Origin of the sequence: Lacinutrix sp. Bg11-31 (assembly GCF_002831665.1) — a bacterium.
Lineage (GTDB): Bacteria > Bacteroidota > Bacteroidia > Flavobacteriales > Flavobacteriaceae > Lacinutrix.
Genome location: NZ_CP025118.1, coordinates 3,408,306 through 3,427,908, shown reverse-complemented (window position 1 = coordinate 3,427,908; position 19,603 = coordinate 3,408,306). Strand labels below are relative to the sequence as shown.

Annotated in this window: 21 protein-coding genes; 13 read left to right on the top strand and 8 right to left on the bottom strand. The window is 30.9% G+C overall.

Going from position 1 to position 19,603, the window contains the following annotated elements; genetic code table 11:
• Positions 1–4 precede the first annotated feature (4 nt).
• Together CW733_RS15275 and der are read right to left on the bottom strand one after the other, a co-directional pair.
• On the bottom strand, positions 5–2,785 hold the full coding sequence (locus tag CW733_RS15275; protein ID WP_100998232.1) for an outer membrane beta-barrel protein: 2,781 nt from the start codon (positions 2,783–2,785) through the stop codon (positions 5–7).
• A gap of 410 nt (positions 2,786–3,195) precedes the next feature.
• Positions 3,196–4,503: a ribosome biogenesis GTPase Der gene (gene der / locus CW733_RS15270; RefSeq protein ID WP_100998880.1), complete on the bottom strand. Its 1,308-nt coding sequence runs from the start codon at positions 4,501–4,503 to the stop codon at positions 3,196–3,198.
• Positions 4,504–4,766: 263 nt separating this feature from the next.
• Between der and CW733_RS15265 the strand changes: the two genes are divergently transcribed.
• A complete protein-coding gene (locus CW733_RS15265) occupies positions 4,767–5,288 on the top strand; it encodes a GTP-binding protein (RefSeq protein WP_100998230.1) in 522 nt (173 codons plus the stop codon).
• Here CW733_RS15265 and era read toward each other — a convergent pair whose 3' ends face one another.
• Both era and CW733_RS15255 read right to left on the bottom strand, forming a co-directional pair.
• Positions 5,289–6,170 (bottom strand): GTPase Era, encoded by an 882-nt coding sequence (era, locus tag CW733_RS15260; RefSeq protein ID WP_100998228.1) that lies wholly within the window; start codon positions 6,168–6,170, stop codon positions 5,289–5,291.
• 26 nt (positions 6,171–6,196) lie between these two features.
• Entirely contained in the window at positions 6,197–6,655 is a 459-nt protein-coding gene (locus CW733_RS15255) for an RNA methyltransferase (RefSeq protein WP_100998226.1), read from the bottom strand.
• Positions 6,656–6,726: 71 nt separating this feature from the next.
• Here CW733_RS15255 and CW733_RS15250 point away from each other — a divergent pair, with 71 nt between their 5' ends.
• Positions 6,727–7,326 (top strand): methyltransferase domain-containing protein, encoded by a 600-nt coding sequence (locus CW733_RS15250; RefSeq protein ID WP_100998224.1) that lies wholly within the window; start codon positions 6,727–6,729, stop codon positions 7,324–7,326.
• 12 nt (positions 7,327–7,338) lie between these two features.
• Here CW733_RS15250 and CW733_RS15245 read toward each other — a convergent pair whose 3' ends face one another.
• A complete protein-coding gene (locus tag CW733_RS15245) occupies positions 7,339–7,860 on the bottom strand; it encodes a DUF4136 domain-containing protein (RefSeq protein ID WP_100998222.1) in 522 nt (173 codons plus the stop codon).
• A gap of 131 nt (positions 7,861–7,991) precedes the next feature.
• Between CW733_RS15245 and CW733_RS15240 the strand changes: the two genes are divergently transcribed.
• On the top strand, positions 7,992–8,444 hold the full coding sequence (locus CW733_RS15240; RefSeq protein ID WP_100998220.1) for a hypothetical protein: 453 nt from the start codon (positions 7,992–7,994) through the stop codon (positions 8,442–8,444).
• A gap of 49 nt (positions 8,445–8,493) precedes the next feature.
• Here the strand turns inward: CW733_RS15240 and obgE are convergent, their stop codons facing one another.
• The 3 genes from obgE to CW733_RS15225 all read right to left on the bottom strand — a co-directional run bounded on the left by obgE (position 8,494) and on the right by CW733_RS15225 (position 10,868).
• Complete coding sequence (gene obgE, locus CW733_RS15235; RefSeq protein WP_100998218.1) at positions 8,494–9,492, bottom strand: GTPase ObgE; 999 nt, start codon at positions 9,490–9,492, stop codon at positions 8,494–8,496.
• A 37-nt stretch (positions 9,493–9,529) separates the two neighbouring features.
• A complete protein-coding gene (locus CW733_RS16785; protein WP_157811595.1) occupies positions 9,530–9,697 on the bottom strand; it encodes a PLDc N-terminal domain-containing protein in 168 nt (55 codons plus the stop codon).
• A 61-nt stretch (positions 9,698–9,758) separates the two neighbouring features.
• Complete coding sequence (locus tag CW733_RS15225; RefSeq protein WP_100998214.1) at positions 9,759–10,868, bottom strand: adenylate kinase; 1,110 nt, start codon at positions 10,866–10,868, stop codon at positions 9,759–9,761.
• Between the two features lie 125 nt (positions 10,869–10,993).
• Here CW733_RS15225 and CW733_RS15220 point away from each other — a divergent pair, with 125 nt between their 5' ends.
• The 10 genes from CW733_RS15220 (at position 10,994) to CW733_RS15175 (ending at position 19,598) form a co-directional block, all read left to right on the top strand.
• Entirely contained in the window at positions 10,994–12,148 is a 1,155-nt protein-coding gene (locus CW733_RS15220) for a 5-(carboxyamino)imidazole ribonucleotide synthase (RefSeq protein ID WP_100998212.1), read from the top strand.
• Between the two features lie 2 nt (positions 12,149–12,150).
• On the top strand, positions 12,151–12,633 hold the full coding sequence (gene purE, locus CW733_RS15215; protein WP_100998211.1) for a 5-(carboxyamino)imidazole ribonucleotide mutase: 483 nt from the start codon (positions 12,151–12,153) through the stop codon (positions 12,631–12,633).
• 386 nt (positions 12,634–13,019) lie between these two features.
• Positions 13,020–15,050, top strand: coding sequence for a M3 family metallopeptidase (locus CW733_RS15210; RefSeq protein ID WP_100998209.1), 2,031 nt, complete (start codon positions 13,020–13,022; stop codon positions 15,048–15,050).
• A 76-nt stretch (positions 15,051–15,126) separates the two neighbouring features.
• Positions 15,127–15,906: a hypothetical protein gene (locus CW733_RS15205; RefSeq protein WP_100998207.1), complete on the top strand. Its 780-nt coding sequence runs from the start codon at positions 15,127–15,129 to the stop codon at positions 15,904–15,906.
• Positions 15,907–15,953: 47 nt separating this feature from the next.
• Positions 15,954–16,457: a GbsR/MarR family transcriptional regulator gene (locus tag CW733_RS15200; protein ID WP_100998205.1), complete on the top strand. Its 504-nt coding sequence runs from the start codon at positions 15,954–15,956 to the stop codon at positions 16,455–16,457.
• A 55-nt stretch (positions 16,458–16,512) separates the two neighbouring features.
• Positions 16,513–16,827 carry a hypothetical protein gene (locus CW733_RS15195; protein WP_100998202.1) on the top strand — a complete coding sequence of 105 codons (315 nt, stop codon included), beginning with the start codon at positions 16,513–16,515 and terminating at the stop codon, positions 16,825–16,827.
• Between the two features lie 25 nt (positions 16,828–16,852).
• Complete coding sequence (locus CW733_RS15190; RefSeq protein ID WP_100998201.1) at positions 16,853–17,728, top strand: methyltransferase domain-containing protein; 876 nt, start codon at positions 16,853–16,855, stop codon at positions 17,726–17,728.
• A 7-nt stretch (positions 17,729–17,735) separates the two neighbouring features.
• Positions 17,736–18,137 (top strand): DoxX-like family protein, encoded by a 402-nt coding sequence (locus tag CW733_RS15185; RefSeq protein ID WP_100998199.1) that lies wholly within the window; start codon positions 17,736–17,738, stop codon positions 18,135–18,137.
• Positions 18,121–18,858: a DUF2071 domain-containing protein gene (locus CW733_RS15180; RefSeq protein WP_100998197.1), complete on the top strand. Its 738-nt coding sequence runs from the start codon at positions 18,121–18,123 to the stop codon at positions 18,856–18,858. The genes CW733_RS15185 and CW733_RS15180 overlap by 17 nt, the downstream gene beginning before the upstream one ends.
• Complete coding sequence (locus tag CW733_RS15175) at positions 18,825–19,598, top strand: class I SAM-dependent methyltransferase (protein ID WP_232730372.1); 774 nt, start codon at positions 18,825–18,827, stop codon at positions 19,596–19,598. Before CW733_RS15180 ends, CW733_RS15175 begins: the two co-directional genes overlap by 34 nt.
• The last annotated feature ends 5 nt before the right edge of the window (positions 19,599–19,603 follow it).

Below are 19,603 nucleotides of genomic sequence, written 5' to 3'. Positions count from 1 at the left end.
CAAGTTAATCAAAAAAGTACATATTGTTATCTTTAGACTCTCCTTTAGATCCTAAACTATTAAACTTCCAACTAAAACTTAACATAAAGTATTGCTCTAACACTGTACTTTGCGAATCTTGAATATAATCTTGTGTTGCCACACGTCTAGCATTAGTGTTTTGGTTTAATAAATCGTACACTTTTAATGTTACTGCTCCTTGATCCTTTAACACAGAATACGCCAAAGTTGAATTCCAGAACCATGCCGTTTTTTGAAAACCATCTGCGATATTTGGATTATAATTAAAACTAATATCGTTACGCCATTCTAACTTTTCAGGAAGAAAAGTAGCTGTTCTAATTCCTGCATCATGACTTGTAAAATTTCTGTCATCGAAAGCTTCGATATCATAAGTGTTTTTAGTAAAAGTAATTCTGTAATATGGTTTAAATTCTAAAACTTTATCCCAAATAAAATCAACACCAATATTTGGTGTAACCGAAGTTACATTACTAGCATACTGCACATCATTATTAAAGTTTATGTTTTTTGATAAATTAGTCCAAGCTCCCGCTTTAAATTTTATTTTTCTAATAGAATCTAACTTAAAATCTTTACTATAACGACCATATAAGCCTACATTATAATTACCATCTACATTTTCGTAAGTAGTAATTCTTTTTAATGTTTCTGGATCTACTGTTGTTTTAGAGATTACTTGATTATTTGTTATTTCTGCATTTGCATTTAAATACAAACCTGTTTTCTTTTGCCAATCGAAACCATTATAACCAATGTATACTCTATGACTCTTTTCGGGCTCTAAATTTGAATTACCTACGATAGTGTTTAATGGATTAGAAACATCTGTAAATGCTTGCAATTGTCTTAATGCTGGCGGATTATTACTTAATCTATAATTAGCATAAATAGACGATTTTGGACTAAAACGATAATTTACATAAGAGCTAATTTGCATGTTATTAAAATCTCGTTCTACATTAAACTCAGGTCTCAATAAATCTTCATTTTTAAGTGTACGCATATTATAACTTAACTTAAAACGACTTGAAAACTTCTCACCTTTATAACTTAAAGCAACTCCAGGAATACTTCTAGAATCTGTATATTCGAAATCTGTACTTAATTCAGTATTAAAATCTGAATACTCTTGAGAGGTTGCGTTAAAATCGAATGTGCTTTCTCTATTTTCGTCTTTATCACGTGCATATTCATATTCAAAATTCAAGAATAACTTCTTATCAACCAATGGTAATCTATAAGTTAACTCTGCACTTAAACCTTTACTATTTTTATCTCCATCTGTAAATTGATTTCTATTAATAGTTTCTGGATTAGTACCAAATACTTCGGTATTAGAACTAAGGAAATCATCGCTCTCATTTTTATTAATACTGTTTTCTAATTCAAAACGTAAAAACGCTCCTTTACTTCCAAAACGTTTAGTCACACTCAACTCGTTAGAAAAATCTCTCCCTATACTTTCCACATTTGAGTTAACAGCAGATTGATTGGTAAGCACTCTATCTTCATCTAAAGTCTCATCACTACTATTATATAATGTTTTACTCTTAGAATAGTTAAATGATGGTGCTATATTAATTTGAAAAGTTGAATCTGTTTCAATTTCAAAGTCGAGGTTTGCTGTATGGCTGTCTGTATCATTATCTGAATTTGATGATGAATTTGTAAAGAATCGAGAGTCTGATAAAATAGTTTCACGTTGAGAAGAAGATTCGTTTTCAGAGTTACTAGAAGAATAAAAGTAATCTCCAGAAACATCCGTTTTCTCTCCTATTTTATCGGCATAATTTAAACCTGTATTTTGTGAAGTAGTAATACCTGCTCCTCCTCCAAAAGAGCGTCCTCCAATTGAAAAAGAACCGTTACTATTCCAAGAAGTACTACCTCCACGACCAAACATTTTAGAGATTTCTCCAAAACTAAATCCTGGTGAATTAGTGTTATTACCTCCAGCCAATACACTTATACGTTGGTCGTTATCAAATATATTAATCATACCAGCAAACTCATAGCGCTCATCTGTTCCTGCTCCAGCAGAAACTCTACCAAATACACCTTTATTATTCTCTTCTTTTATAGTAAGGTTTATTGTTTTGCTTTCCTTATCTCCAGCTTCGCCAGAAAAAGCTTCTGCTTTAGTTTTGGTATCTACAATCTGAATTTTTTCAATAATATCCTTGGTCAAATTTTTAGTTGTAATAGAAGGATCGTTTCCAAAGAAAGGCTTTCCGTTTACTAAAATTTTATTTACTTCTTTACCATTAACCTTTATCTTCCCTTCTTCATCTATCTCAACACCTGGTAGCTCTTTAAGTAAATCTTCAACATTCGCATCCTTTTTTGTTTTAAACGATTTAACGTTAAACTCTAAAGTGTCTTTTTTTATGGTTACTGGAGCAGTAGACCTAAGCACAACCTCGTCTAAAGCGTTTGAAACCTCTAAAGAAATGGTTCCAATATCTTGAACGTCCTTATCCATTTTTACTTTCTTAAAATAGGTTCTATAACCTACGTAAGAAACGTAAAGGTTTAAATACTCATCTGCAGTAGTGTTCTCTAGTGAAAACATTCCATCTTTATCCGAAATAGTATAAGTTACTAAAGAACTATCTTTTACTCGTTGTACAAAAACCGTAGCAGCTTCCATTGGATACTGGTCGTCTGCAGCAACTAATTTACCTGTAACTTTAAAATCTTGAGATTGAGAGAATGAGAATGACACACATAAGAGTGTTGCAAAAAACAGTAGTTTGCGCATGGTTGGATTGGTTTATTGATTGATGATTATGTTAAGCGTAAAATTTAAAAACGAAAGTACTATAGTTATAGTATGAAAATCTTAAAGAAAATATAAAATTTCAATGTACTATGTTATTTATTAAATAGATATCAAAAAATAAGAACAGTAATTTCTAATATGTTTTTTATAAGTCTCAACATTAATTTTGCCTACATCACAACTAAACACTAATAGTATAACAAAAAAATAATAAAGGGAGGACCGTTAAATCATTAATTAAAACAGCCTAGAGTGCATCTACTAGATATTTAAAAATAAAAAAATGAAGCTTTTATTTAGTTATTAATTAAATAAAAGCTTCATTTTAATTTACTATTCCATTTCTAAATTTTTATCTAGAATATAAATGCAATACACATTTTTTACACTTATTTTTTACGCAAGTAAACGCTAATTGGCACACCCTTAAAATCGAATATGTCGCGTAATTTATTTTCTAAGAAACGCTTGTAAGGCTCACGAACATATTGTGGTAAATTACAGAAGAATGCAAATTGCGGTTGCGCTGTTGGCAACTGCATAATGTATTTAATTCTTACAAATTTACCTTTGTAAGCTGGTGGTGGATAATTTTCTATTATTGGTAAGAACGTGTCATTTAAAACACTTGTTTTAATTTTCTTGGTTCTGTTTTTATAAACATCAACAGCAGTTTCTATTGCTTTATAAATACGTTGTTTTGTTAATGCCGAAATAAACACAATTGGCACATCTGTAAACGGTTCGCATTGTTGGCGAATATGTTTTTCGAATGCAATAGTTGTTTTATGGTCTTTTTCTACTAAATCCCATTTATTAACTAATATAACAATCCCTTTTCTGTTTCTTTGAGCCAACCAAAAGATGTTTTGTACTTGCCCATCGAAACCTCTATTAGCATCGACAACTATCAAACAAACATCTGCATGTTCAATAGCTCTAACACTTCGCATTACAGAATAGAATTCTAAATCTTCTTTTACTTTAGATTTTTTTCTAATTCCAGCAGTATCTACTAAATTAAAATCGAAACCGAAACGATTGTATTTGGTATCTATAGAATCTCTTGTAGTTCCTGCAATATCAGTAACTATATATCTTTCTTTTCCAATTAGAGCATTTATAAAAGAAGATTTTCCAGCATTAGGACGACCAACTACTGCAAATCTAGGTAATTCGTCTACTTCTTCTTCTTGTTCTTTTTCTGGAAGTGCTTCAACTAAAGCATCTAATAAATCTCCAGTTCCACTTCCATTTATACTTGCAACTGTAAAATAATTCCCTAAACCTAAACTATAGAACTCTACAGCATCTTCGGCACGTTTTCCGTTATCTACTTTATTAACAACTAAAAAAACCGGCTTTGTAACTTTACGAAGTAATGTGGCAACATCTTCATCCATTCCTGTAATTCCGTCTTCGACATCTACCATAAATATAATAGCATCTGCTTCATCGATAGCCAACTCTACTTGTTTATCTATTTCAGCTTCGAAAATATCATCACTTCCTTTTACATAACCTCCTGTATCGATTAAGGAAAACTCCTTACCATTCCAGTCACTTTTCCCGTAATGACGATCTCTTGTAACACCACTTACGGCATCTACAATGGCCTCACGACGTTGAATTAAACGATTAAAAAATGTTGATTTTCCAACATTAGGTCTTCCTACAATTGCTACTATATTACTCATATCTTTTGTTTTAGTCTGCATTACATATCCTGTAAGCGCCTGCAAAGGTAGTGTTTAGTTATAGAATTTGTTTATTTATTTTTAATTAGCTAAAAAATGACTTTTTTGAGTCTATTATTAGTCTTTTTATCTGTGCTTAGAAACACTATTCTATTCAAAAAACCTTTACGAAGACCTAAAAACACTGACTATTAGTAGAATCCAAAAAAAATAAAACTGAGTTCAATAAAAAAAATGTAAATTGAATTTTTAAAACTCTAAAAATGTCCTTAACAAACGAAATAGTATTAAGACCGCGTTTTAAATTTGATATTAACGAGGAAAATAATACACTTTTAAAACTTTTTGAAGACACTAAAAACACACAAACTAGTTTTATTGTTTCTCGAGTAGACGACCATGTTTTTATTAAAATACCTAAAGCGAAACAGCACTTTTGGTCTCCGCAATTACATTTAGAAATTAATAAAAATGAAGACAGAAACAACAGTACTCTTTATGGATTGTTTGGTCCAAACCCAACCGTTTGGACGCTTTTTATGTTTCTACACTTTGTGGTTATTGGCTTGTTTTTAGGTTTTGGTATTTGGGCTTATGCTAATTGGTCTTTAGAATCAGATTATTCTATTCAATTATTTATAAGCTTTTTAATGGTACTAATCTGGTTCATCCTTTATTTTGGAGGAAGAATGGGTAAAAAAACTGGAACAGACCAAATGCATGAACTGCATCACTTTATGCGAGACACACTAAGAGACCAAGATATTCACGCAGAAAACAACTAATTATTGATTGTATCCAAAACGCTTTAACTGTCTTTGGTTACTTCTCCAGTTCTTGTTTACTTTAACGTATAGCTCTAAGTGAATTTGCTTTCCAAAGAATTTTTCTAAATCTTTTCTAGCCTCTACTCCAACTCTTTTTAAAGCAGAACCTTTGTGACCTATAATAATTCCTTTTTGCGTTTCGCGTTCTACCATAATTACAGAACGAATTTTAATGATTTTTTCTTCTTCAAAAAATTCTTCGGTATCTATTTCTACTGCGTAAGGAATTTCCTTTTTGTAATGTATTAATATTTTTTCACGAATGGTTTCATTTATAAAAAAACGCTCTGGTTTGTCAGTTAACTGGTCTTTTGGATAATAAGGAGGAGACTCTGGAAGTAATTCAATAATTCTATCGAATACTTCTTTTACATTAAATCCTTCTAAAGCAGAAATAGCAATAATTTCAGCATTTGGCACTTTCTCTGCCCACAATTGTACTTGTTCTTCTAATTGTGTTTGATCGGATTGATCGATCTTATTTAATAATAATAAAACAGGTATTTTGGCACTCGTAATTTTCTTAAAAAAAGATTCATCTTTTAATTCTTTCTCACCAATTTCTACCATATAGATAAGCAAATCTGCATCATCGAAAGCCGACTTTACAAAATCCATCATAGAAGCCTGTAACTCGTAAGCTGGTTTTATAATCCCAGGAGTATCACTTAATACAACTTGAAAATCTTCACCATTTACAATACCCAAAATACGATGCCTTGTCGTTTGCGCTTTAGATGTGATAATCGATAATTTCTCACCTACAAAGGCATTCATTAATGTCGATTTACCAACATTAGGATTACCAATAATATTTACAAAACCTGCTTTATGACTCATTATATTCTATTTAATAGACTGCAAAGTTACGACCTTGGTTTATTTATTCCTCTATCGTACATAACAATACTTCCAGCAACTGAAACATTTAAGCTCAATTCGCTTTTAAATTTAACTAAAAAATGACTTTTCTCTATTGCTTGTTTTGATAAACCATGATCTTCTGCACCTAACAAATATACGCAACGTCTTGGATGGTGAAATGTTTCTAAATCTACTGCAGTATCATCTAACTCAACACCAACCAATCTAGCTCCTTTTGGGATGTTATTATAGAATTCTTCAAAATCATCATAATGAAAATAAGGCATTGATTTTACAGCATTATGTGTATCGCAAGCCTGTTTAGCATAGCGGTTTCCAATAGTGAAAATATAACTAGCTCCTAAATTTTGGGCAGTTCGCCAAAGGACACCTAGATTTTCTGGTGTTTTACCATTTTGTATACCTATTCCAAAATATTCGTTTTCGAAGTTATCAATCATTTTACAAAAATATAAAAGTTATGTAACTTAGTGAAAAGGAATAATTATTAAATTGTAAGAAAAATTGAAAGATGAAAAACATAGAGACAGAAACCAAAGACTACTGGACACAACGTTATAATGAAGAAAAAACCGGCTGGGATATTGGCTACCCATCTAAGCCTTTAAAAGCATATTTTGACCAATTAGAAAACAAAGAATTAACCATTTTAATCCCAGGAGCTGGTAATGCTTATGAAGCTGAATATTTATACAATAACGGATTTAAAAATGTATTTATTTTAGATATTTCTGAAGTTCCTCTTGCAGCTTTTAAAAAAAGAAATCCAGACTTCCCTGAAACTCAATTAATACAAGGTGATTTTTTTACTCACAACACTACTTACGATTTAATTATAGAACAAACCTTTTTCTGTTCTTTTCCTCCTATAGAAGAAACTAGGATAACTTATGCAAAGCAGATGTTTCATTTACTAAACACAAATGGGAAATTAGTTGGCTTATGGTTTGATTTCCCACTTACAAACGATTTAGAAAAACGTCCTTTTGGTGGTGATAAAGCATTGTATTTATCTTACTTAAAGCCTTACTTTATGGAGAAAATTTTTGAAACCTGTTATAATTCTATTCCAGATAGAAATGAATTGTTTGGTATTTTTATGAAGCTATAAATAAATTACTTATTATTTTTTAGGCGGATAACCTTTCAGCATTTTTTCTACAATGGCTTGAAAACGTGCTTCTCGTTTTTCTGGCTTTTGGTTTTGCTTAAATCCGCTTTCGCTTATCGCTTGCCAAAACAGTCCTGTTTTAGATTCGTCTACAAACTCGACTGTAATTTGTCTATTTATATTAGGTTGACCAATTGGAATACCAACCGAAACTCCACCACCAAATCCACGGTTTCCACCACCAACTCCTACTCCAACAGTGTTTCTAGATTGCTCTTGAAACTCATCGCTTTTAATGTCTATTAAAAAACTTGCATTATCAGTTTTTTGCAAACCCATTGTATTGAGCTTAGTTTCTAGTGCAGATATCAAGCGTTTCTCGTCTAACTCGTTTAAACCAGATTCTATGTTACTGAAAAAATTATAAGTTTTATAGTTTTCAAAATTTGTAGATTTCTCGTAGTCGTAGTTTACATAGATTGGCGCACAAGAGGTAACCCACAATACTAAAAGTAGAATTTTAAAATATTTCATAGCTGCTTTTTTATAAAAATATGCAAAAATAATACCATTTACTACACCTGTTCAACCGTTCGTCATAATTTTAACTTTTTAATATCATTTGCTTTTAATATTTGATGCATAATTACTAAATTACACACTACATGACACTTTATAAAAAAACACAATACGGAAAATTAATAACTGGAATTATAAGTATAGTTGCTATTTCTATAGTTACTCTTTTTATTCTACAAACCGGAAGCAACCCAATACCTTTATCTGTTTTTGTAATTCTTATGTTACTCTTCCTTTTAATTGGTTTAACATTTTATAAATTAACCATTACAATTGATAGCGAAAAAATAGAAGCTAAATTTGGAATAGGATTTCTTAAACGTTCGCTAAAAATTAAAGATATTAATTACGATTCTATAGAAAACATTAAAACACCTGCTCTTTATGGTATTGGTATTAGATTGACACCACATGGCTTACTATATAATGTAAGCACTGGAAGTGCTATTAAAATAAAATCTAATTCGAAAACATTTTTTGTAGGTACTGACGATTTTGATATTATACATTCCGTTTTATTAAAACTAAAAATAGCATAAAAAAAGCCCTTAATTAAATTAAGAGCTTTTATATATATTTTGAAAAATTCTAAGAATTCAAAGCTCCCCAAAGTACATCTTTAAGTTCCTGTAAGCCTTGTTGTGCTACACTAGAAATAAACACATAAGGAATTGGTAACTCATTATCCAATTCTACTTTTAGCTCAGCTTGTAGTTCATCATCAAGCATATCGCATTTAGAAATAGCAATAAATCTATCTTTATCTAACATTTCTGGATTGTAACGACGTAATTCGTCTAACAAAATGTCGTACTGCTTTTTAATATCTGGCGCATCTGCTGGAATTAAAAACAATAAAACAGAGTTACGTTCTATATGGCGTAAAAAGTAATAACCAAGGCCTTTACCTTCTGCTGCTCCTTCTATAATACCAGGAATATCTGCCATTACAAAACTCTGAAACTCACGATGCTTTACAATACCTAAATTAGGTTTTAATGTAGTAAACTCGTAATCTGCGATTTTTGGTTTTGCAGAAGTAATTACAGATAATAGTGTCGATTTTCCTGCATTTGGAAAACCAACCAAACCAACATCTGCTAATAATTTAAGTTCTAAAGTAATATCCTTTTCTTCCATAGGAATTCCAGGCTGTGCATAACGTGGTGTTTGGTTTGTAGGCGTTTTAAAATGCCAGTTTCCACGACCACCTTTTCCTCCTAATGCTACAATACGTTCTTCACCTTCTTCGGTGATTTCGAAAAGAGTCTCATCGGTTTCAGTATCTTTAACTACTGTTCCTAGAGGTACATCTACATACATATCTTCTCCATCTGCACCAGTACTTCTTCCACTACTTCCACTTCCTCCATGACCAGCACGAACGTGTCTTTTAAACTTTAAGTGTATTAATGTCCAAAGATTAGTACTTCCTCTTAAAATCACGTGTCCTCCACGTCCACCATCTCCTCCATCAGGACCACCTTTAGCAAGATACTTTTCTCTATGTAAATGCGTAGATCCTTGACCTCCTTTACCAGAGGTTACATGCATTTTTACGTAATCAACAAAATTTCCTTCTGTCATAATTATTATCCTTTACTCAATTTTCGCTAATAAGCTATTATGCTTTTTTTATTCTCGTTTTTCTTCCAATAATAAAATATAAAATTGGTCCAAAAAAAGGTACAAGTAGTATTACTAATACCCAGATTATTTTATCGTTATTCTTAAAATTATTTAAAACAGCACTAATAATAGCTAAAACAAATAAAACTATGGATAACAACATTACAAACAGTAACATGAGCTGCAACACTCCAATGGAACTGTGTAATAAAACTAAATTTACTTTATAATTTATCTATACTAGCGCATAAACGCTTAGTAATAGCTTCAACACTACCAAAACCATCTACACCATAGTATTTATTTTGTGCAGAATAAAAATCTTTTAATATTGCAGTTTTTGTGTAATATTCTTTAATACGGTTTCTAATAATACTTTCGTTAGCATCATCTTTTCTTCCGCTAGATTTCCCACGTTCAAGAAGTCTTTCTACTAAAACTTCATCTTCAACCTCTAAAGCAATCATTGCATTAATTTGCGAATCTTTACTTTCCATAAGTTTATCTAAAGATTCCGCTTGTGCGTTAGTCCTTGGAAAACCGTCAAAAATAAAACCGTTAGCTCCTGCATTTTTCTCAACTTCAGCTTCAAGCATATCAATAGTTACTTGATCTGGTACTAACTCGCCTTTATCCATAAAAGATTTAGCTAAAGTCCCTAAAGCAGTTTCGTTTTTAATATTAAATCTAAATACGTCTCCTGTTGAGATATGTACAAGATTATACTTTTCCTTTAAAAAATTAGCCTGAGTTCCTTTACCTGCTCCTGGAGGACCAAATAATACTAAATTAGTCATGTGTTGCGTTGTTTTTAATTGATATACTTCTGGCAAGTCTCTTCCTAACCCATCGTAATCTAAGCCGTAGCCTACAATAAATTTATTAGGAATTTCTATACCAACGTAATGTAATTTAAAATCTTTTTTATATGCTTCGGGCTTGTAAAACAATGTTGCTATTAGCAATTGTTTTACACCTTCGTTTTTAAAAATCCTATGGATTTCGTGAAGCGTTTTTCCTGTATCGATTATATCTTCAAGAATAACTACTGTTCTACCTGTTAAGTCTTGAGTTAAACCAATTAAACGCTGAATATCGTCAGACGATTTCACACCTTCATAAGATGCTAATTTTATAAAAGTAACTTCACATGGTTTAGGATATTTTTTTACAAAATCGCTAACCACCATAAACGAACCATTAAGTACACCAATAAAAACAGGGATTTCATCTCCTAAATCGTTAGCCAAATCTGTAGCCATTTTAGACACAGCAGCATCAATTTCTTTTGCAGAAATAAAAGGCTTAAAATATTTGTCGTGTAGCTTAATCATTATATTCGTTTTATGAAAGTGGCAAAGATACGTATTTGTTAATCGAAATACGATTTTTGCATTATCATTTTAGGGCAGTTTCATATTATAAAATGTATTTTTGTATCTCTAATTTCAACAATAAAATGAACTATTTCTCTTCAAATTTTAAATTAGGTATTCTTGGTGGTGGACAGCTAGGTAAAATGATGCTTTACAATACCAGAAAATTCGATATCCAAACGTACGTTTTAGACCCAAGTAACGAAGCGCCTTCCAAAATGGCTTGTAACGCTTTCACTCAGGGTGATTTAATGGATTTTAATACTGTTTATAACTTTGGAAAACAAGTAGATGTTTTAACTTTCGAGATTGAAAACGTTAATGTAGATGCGCTTGAAAAATTAGAAAAAGAAGGTGTAAAAGTATATCCAAGTTCTAAAAACCTGAAAATTATTCAGAATAAAGCAAAGCAGAAATTGTTTTATTTAGATAAGAATCTACCGACTTCGGAATTTTCTCGATTTGCTTACGCTTCAGAAATTGAAGATGCAGTTTTAAATGGAGGTTTAGAATTTCCGTTTGTTTGGAAAAGTGCACAATTTGGTTACGATGGAACTGGTGTAAAAGTTGTGCGTTCAATGGATGATTTAAAAGATTTACCAAAAGGCGAATGCATTGCTGAAGAACTTATCGATTTTAAAAATGAGTTAGCAGTTATTGTCGCTAGAAATCCAGATGGAGAAGTAAAAACATATCCTGTTGTAGAAATGGAATTTCACCCAGAAGCCAACCAAGTAGAATATGTTATTTGTCCTGCAAGAATTCCTGCAGAAGTAGCGAAGAAAGCGCAAGACATTGCTTTAAAAGTATCTGAGGCGTTTAACCATGTTGGTTTATTAGCTGTAGAAATGTTTCAAACACAAGACGATAAAATTTTAATAAACGAAGTTGCACCAAGACCTCATAATTCTGGACATCAAACCATAGAGGCTAGTTACACTTCGCAATTTGAACAACATATTCGTGCCATATTAAATCTGCCTTTAGGTAAAACCGAAAGTAAAGTTGGAGGTATTATGGTAAACCTTGTTGGAGCAGAAGGTTATACAGGTGATGTTATTTATGAAAACATTTCAGAAATTATGAAAATGGATGGTGTTACTCCACATATTTATGGTAAAAAACAGACGAGACCGTTTCGTAAAATGGGACATGTTACTATTGTAAATGAAGATTTAAATACAGCACGTAAAATTGCTGAAGAAGTTAAGAAGACTATAAAAGTAATAAGTAAATAATTATGAGCAAAGTAGGCGTAATAATGGGAAGCGATAGCGACCTTCCAGTAATGCAAGAAGCAATAGATATATTAAAAAGTTTTGACATTGAAGTTGAAGTAGATATTGTTTCGGCACACAGAACACCAGAAAAATTATTCGATTACAGTAAAAACGCGCACACTCGCGGTATAAATGTAATTATTGCTGGAGCTGGTGGTGCAGCACATTTACCTGGAATGGTAGCTTCTTTATCACCTCTACCAATAATTGGTGTTCCTGTAAAAAGCAGAAACTCTATAGATGGTTGGGATTCTATTTTATCTATTTTACAAATGCCAGGAGGCGTACCTGTTGCAACAGTAGCTTTAAATGGCGCTAAAAATGCCGGTATTTTAGCAGCGCAAATAATTGGCTCTAGCGATCAAAGTGTTTTAGATAAAATTATAATGTATAAAGAAGAGTTAAAACTAAAGGTAAAAGCAGCTTCAAAGAAAATTAAATAGTTTAAAATATAAAAGCCCAGTCTCCTGAGCTTTTAATCGCTATTAATCTTTCTATATATGAATTTTATTCACATCAAAAAAACTTATCGCAAAACTCTTGAATTTAGATACTATTCTAATAATTAAATAAAAAAATACTTACTCAATCGATTAAAGGCAAAAATAAACGATTAACAACACTAAAGAGGTGGGAAATAACATTTATTATAAAAAAGGCATAAAAAAAAGCCTCAAATAAATCTGAGGCTTTTCATCGCTATTAATCAATAATTTTTAAGAGAGTAACCAACTCTCAAGAAAAAATCTGATGCAAATTTATAACTTATTTCGATTTTTTACATGTTTACTATCGAAATATACAAACAACAAAAACCATCTTACTGAAAATGAACATATTAACTACTATTTTTTCGACGAAATACAACTCGGCTCCATTCATTCGAATTGAAAATCAGGACTATAAGCCAGCAATTTTAAGTCTTATTGAAGAAACGAAGTCAGAAATTGACACAATAGTTACAAATACAGAAACGCCAACTTTCAAAAACACTATTGAAGCTTTAGAATTTTCTGGTCAGCAATTAGATCGTGTTACAAGTATTTTTTTTAACTTAAATTCTGCTGAGACTAGTGAAGAGATTCAAAAAATAGCTCAAGAAATATCTCCAATACTTTCAGAATTTGGAAACGACATTACTTTAAACGACCATTTATTTAAACGCGTTAAAGTTGTTTACGATATAAAAGAAAGTTTAAACCTAACTACAGAGCAACAAACATTATTAGATAAAAAATACAAAAGCTTTTCTAGAAATGGTGCCAATTTAAGTGAAGAAGACAAAACCAAACTTCGTGAAATAGATAAAAAATTGTCCAAATTAAAATTACAATTTGGAGAAAACATTCTAGCCGAAACTAATAAATACGAATTACATCTTACAAACGAAGACGATTTGTCTGGTTTACCGGATGGCGCAAAAGAAGCGGCAAAGCAATTAGCAGAAAGCAAAGAAAAAGAAGGTTGGTTAATTACTTTAGATCACCCAAGTTACATTCCTTTTTTAACCTATGCAGACAGTAGAAAACTTAGAGAACAACTTTCTAAGGAAGCCGGAAGTAAAGGTTTTAAAGGAGATACTTTAGACAACCAAGATATTGTATTAGACATTGTCAATCTACGTTTTGAGCGTGCTAACTTATTAGGTTATAAAACGCATTCTCATTTTGTTTTAGAAGAACGCATGGCTGAAACACCTGAAACTGTACTAAATTTCTCAAACGATTTGCTTGCTAAAGCAAAACCTGCAGCAGAAAAAGAATTTAAGAATCTTGAAGATTTCGCAAAAGACTTAGACGGAATAGACCGATTAGAAAAATGGGATTCTGCTTACTATTCTGAAAAACTGAAGCAAAAATTATTCAGTTTAGATGACGAGCAATTAAAACCATACTTTAAATTAGAAAACGTTATTGATGGTGCTTTTATAGTGGCTCAAAAACTTTTCGGGCTACAATTTGAAGAAATAAACGATATAGACAAATACCACGAAGAAGTATTAACCTATAAAGTAACTAACGAAAATGGAGACTTAGTTTCTATATTCTATGCAGATTTCTTCCCAAGAAAAGGAAAAAGAAATGGTGCTTGGATGACGAGTTATAAACCACAATTTATAAAAGATGGCAAAGAGGAAAGACCACACGTTTCTATTGTTTGCAACTTTACAAAACCGACAAAAAGCAAACCTTCTTTATTAACTTTTAACGAGGTCACTACGCTATTTCATGAGTTTGGTCATGCATTACATGGTATGCTTGCCAACACCGTTTACCCAAGTTTATCTGGAACAAGTGTGTTTTGGGATTTTGTAGAACTACCAAGTCAAGTAATGGAAAACTGGTGTTTCGAGCAAGAAGCTTTAGAGCTGTTTGCTAAACATTACGAAACTGGAGAAGTAATACCAATGGAGTTGGTAAACAAAATTAAAGAATCTGCAACCTTCCATGAAGGCATGCAAACGCTAAGACAACTTAGTTTTGGTTTATTAGACATGTCTTGGCATGGTAAAAACCCAACAAAAATTAATGATGTTAAAGCCTACGAAACCGAAGCTTTTAAAGACACAAACTTATTTCCTGATGTTAAAGAAAATTGTATGAGCACAGCTTTTGCTCACATTTTTCAAGGTGGTTACAGTTCTGGTTACTACAGTTACAAATGGGCAGAAGTATTAGATGCAGATGCTTTCGATTACTTTAAACAAAATGGCATCTTTAATAAGGAAATTGCCACTAAATTTAAAGACAACGTATTATCTCAAGGTGGAACAGAAAACCCTATGGTTTTATACAAACGTTTTAGAGGTCAAGAACCAAAACCTGAAGCATTGTTGAAACGTGCAGGATTGATTAAATAATTACCCTAAAGTTTTGAACTTAAAATAAAAGACACATTAAAGACGTTGAATTAAAAAGCAACGTCTTTTCTTTTTTATGAAACTACTAAGAATACTTTTTCATGTCTTTCTAATTTTAATCCTAACTGTATTTACGCAAGTTGGTGGCTTAATTTGGCTTATAACTTTAATAATTTGGAAATACAAAAACTGGAAAAAGAGATACGTATTTGCAATACTATATTTAGTTTGCAACTTACTAATCGTGCCTTCTTTATCAAAACACTTTGGGCGTGAACAATTACCTATTTCAAATGATAATTTAAAACCACGAAATTTATTCTATCCTTTATTCTTTAGAAATTATGTAACACCAGAACTAAAGGAGTTACTTATAAAATCTTCTGAAACATTAAAGACAGAAAACATTAAAATTACTTATTTAGATGCTAACTTCCCATTCTACAACGGATTTTCACTACTTCCTCACAGAAGTCATAACGATGGAAAAAAGATTGATATTAGTTTTATTTACAAAACAAAAGAAGGGCAAATAACAGATAAAAAACCAGCATTATCAGGTTATGGCATATACGTAATAGAGGAAAACTACAACACTATCAATTGTATTAAAAAAGGTTATTGGCAGTACGACTTTACTAAATATTTAACTTTAGGAGAAATTAATGATTTAGACTTTGACGCAATTAATACAAAAAAAGTTATCCTTACTTTTTTATCTCAAAATAAAACCCAAAAAATATTTATAGAACCTTATTTAAAAAAGAATCTGGGTTTAGTAAATTACTCCAAAATAAGATTTCATGGCTGTAAAGCGGTTAGACATGATGATCATATCCATTTACAAATAAAATAAACTTTCAATAATTACTGAAAGTTTAAAAATTTTAATATATTTGCTGTATGGAATATCAAGAAGCAAAAAACAAATTTATAAGTACTTGGGGAAGTTTAGGCTCTCTTTGGGGAATAAACAAGGCTATGGCTCAAATTCAATCTTTGCTTTTTATCTCAACAGAGTCATTATCCATGGAAGAAATCATGGAAGACCTTAAGATTTCTCGTGGTAATACATCTATGAATTTACGACAGTTAATGGATTGGGGAATTGTAACCAAAACTTTGGTTCCTGGAGAACGTAAAGAATTTTTTACTACCGAAAAAGATGTGCAAGAACTAGCAAGAGTTATTGCAAAAGAAAGAAGTAGACGCGAAATTAAACCAGTAATTAAAGTTCTTAGTGAAGTCTCATCTATTAAAGATGATGGCTCTAAAAAAACACAAGAACTAATTAAACAAACTAAAGCTTTACACGAATTAACAGAAACTATGGATTTAATGATTAACAAATTAGTAGACCAAAAACAAAACTGGATTACTAAGTCTGTTCTAAAATTATTCAAATAAAAAAATTTAAATAAAACTTTCAATTTTTTCTGAAAGTTTAAAATAATTAGAAATCATGAAACTATCATTTAAAATCACAAAAATCACAAAAATCATAAACTTTATTGCTTTACTATTTGTACTACTTGGTCCTTACGGAATAGCAATTACAGGAGGATTACAGGTATTATCTGGTATAATATTTATACTATTATTTCCAAAAAACAAGCTCATCTACATTTATTTTGGATTAGTAATTTTCTTCTTTTTAATATGGAATGGTGGTTTCGATTGGTTCTTTTTACTACCTGCTTTTTTAGTATGTTTTCTAACTTATATTATTCATACACAAAAACTAGAACCTCAACAAAACATAATAACTACGGAATAATATTAAAATTTTAAAGTTTTTCAACATGAAAGCAATAACACTAAATCACTTAGAAAAAATAGAGCAAACAAAAATAGAAATGATAGATTTCTATGATAGTGCAACCAATGATTATGAGTTTTGGAGTAAAGACTTAAACATGCATTTTGGTTATTATGTTCCTTTTAAAAACAATCCGTTTGCAAGAAACACCATGCTTAACGAGATGAATAACCAAGTATTAAACCGTTTAAACATCCCTAAAGATAAATCTAACTTAATAGACTTGGGTTGTGGTGTTGGTGGCACTATACGTTATGCTCTAAAAAAACACAAGAACTTAACTACATTTGGAGTCACACTTTCTAGTTTTCAAGTTAAAAAAGGCAATGCGTTATTAAAAGAAAAAAAAGGTACTATTATAAATGAGAATTATAATAACACATCGTTTCAAACAAATACTTTCGATTCTGCTTTAGCAATAGAGAGTTTGTGTCATTCTGGGCACAAAAAGGAATCTTTGCAAGAGGCTTATCGTGTTTTAAAACCTGGAGGACGTTTTGTAATAGCAGATGCATTTCTTAAAAAAGAAGAAAGCGAATTATGTTATGGTGCAAACTATTCGCATCGTAGACTTTGCGACCATTGGAGCTTAACAAATTTAGGGTCAATAAATAATGTAAAAAAAGATTTAGAGCGCTCAGGTTTTAAAAACATAACAATAGAAGATATTTCTTTTAGGGTTGCACCTTCTGTATTACATGTCCCTTTTGCAATCGTTGGATTTATTTTAAAAAAAATAGTTGCTTTGAATTCTATAAAAAGAGAAAGTTTACATAATCTTAAAGGTTCATTTTATGCATTATTATCTGGATTACACATGAAGAGTTTTGGATATTATATTATAAGTTGCACAAAATAGACAAATAATGAAGCGTTCAACACTACATAAAATGATTACCATTATCCTAGCTTCTGTTTGGCTTATAAATGGATTGTATTGTAAAATACTAAATAAAGTACCAAGACACGAAGCTATTATAGCACACATTCTAAATACTGAACATTCAAGAATATTAACTATTACTATTGGATTATCAGAGGTTTGTATGGCTATTTGGGTATTAACACAATACAAGCAAAAATGGAATGCTATAATACAAATTGCTATAGTATTAATCATGAATATTATTGAGTTTACTCTAGTTCCAGAATTACTATTGTGGCATAAATTCAATATTGTTTTTGCTTTATTGTTTGCTGCAATAGTATACCTAAATAGCTTTCATTTTAATAAAAAAGAAAATAACAACCATGCTACCAAAGCTTAAAAATCATCCTTTTGCTGTACAGGCTTTTTTTAAAAGCTCTACAGTTTTAACTTTTGCAGTACCAAAAGAGCAATTACAAGACCTAATTCCAGAGTGTTTAGCTCTAGATACTTTTAAAGACAAATGGGCTTTTGTTGCAGTTGCAATGGTACAAACAACAGGTTTAAGACCTAAAGGCTTCCCTAAATTTATGGGAAACGATTTCTTTTTAATTGGTTACCGCATATTTGTACGTTACACCAACAAAAAAGGCAAGAACTTACGTGGTTTATATATAATAAAATCTGAAACAGATAAAAAGAAAATGGCATTTATTGGTAATGTTTTTACTCACTATAATTATACAACTACAGATGTAAATCTAAAAACAACAAAAGATAAAACTGAAATATCCTCTAAGCATTCAAACTTTAATATATCACTAAACAACTTAGAAAAAGAGGCTAAACTGCCATTAAATTCTCCTTTCGAGAATTGGAAAGAAGCAAGACGCTTTGCTGGCCCACTTCCTTTTACTTTTACTTATAATGAAGAGACTAAAGAAGTTTTAATAATTCAAGGTGTAAGACAAAACTGGACGCCTAAGTCAATTAAAATTGAAGATTACTCTATAGGTTTCTTAAACACTTTAAATCTTAAAAACCATGTTTTAGCAAATGCTTTTGTAATAGAAAACATTCCATACCAATGGAAAAAAGGAGAAATAGAATTATGGAAATAGAAAGAAAAAAATTTCAAGGCGTTATAAATATTTTAAGCTTTAACAGACATTTCTATGTTATTGGATTAAGCATATTAGCACTTATAATTTTAAGCCTCCTCTATATTGGGTGTTCAAACATCATACTTTATAGTGTTATCTCATTATTTATTTACGGACTTATAATGCCATTAATTATATCTGCTTACGTATATGATTACTCTGGATACTACAATTTAAATTGGCTAAAAAACTGCAATATAGATACTCACACTAAAAACATTGTTAATATTAATGCTGGTTTCGACGAAACAAGCTTTATAATAAAAAATAAATTTCCAGAAGCAAACTTGCAAGTCTTCGATTTTTACAATCAGAAAAAGCACACAGAACCAGCAATTGTAAGAGCAAGAAAAGTAAGTTTAACCTACCCTAATACAAAGCAAATCTCCACTAAACATATTCCTATAGAAGACAACGCTACAGATATTGTGTTTTTATTATCGACTGCACATGAAATAAGAAACAATACTGAGAAAGTTCTGTTTTTAAAAGAATGCCATCGTATTTGTAAACCAACAGGGAAAATAATTATGGTAGAACATTTAAGAGATTTCCCAAATTTTTTAGCCTTTTCTATTGGCTTTACTCACTTCTTCTCAAAAAAGACATGGAAAACCGTTTATAATAAAGCTGGTTTTTCTTCATTTAAAAACATAAAATTTACACCTTTTATGTCTATAATTATTAACAAGCCTTAATTTAA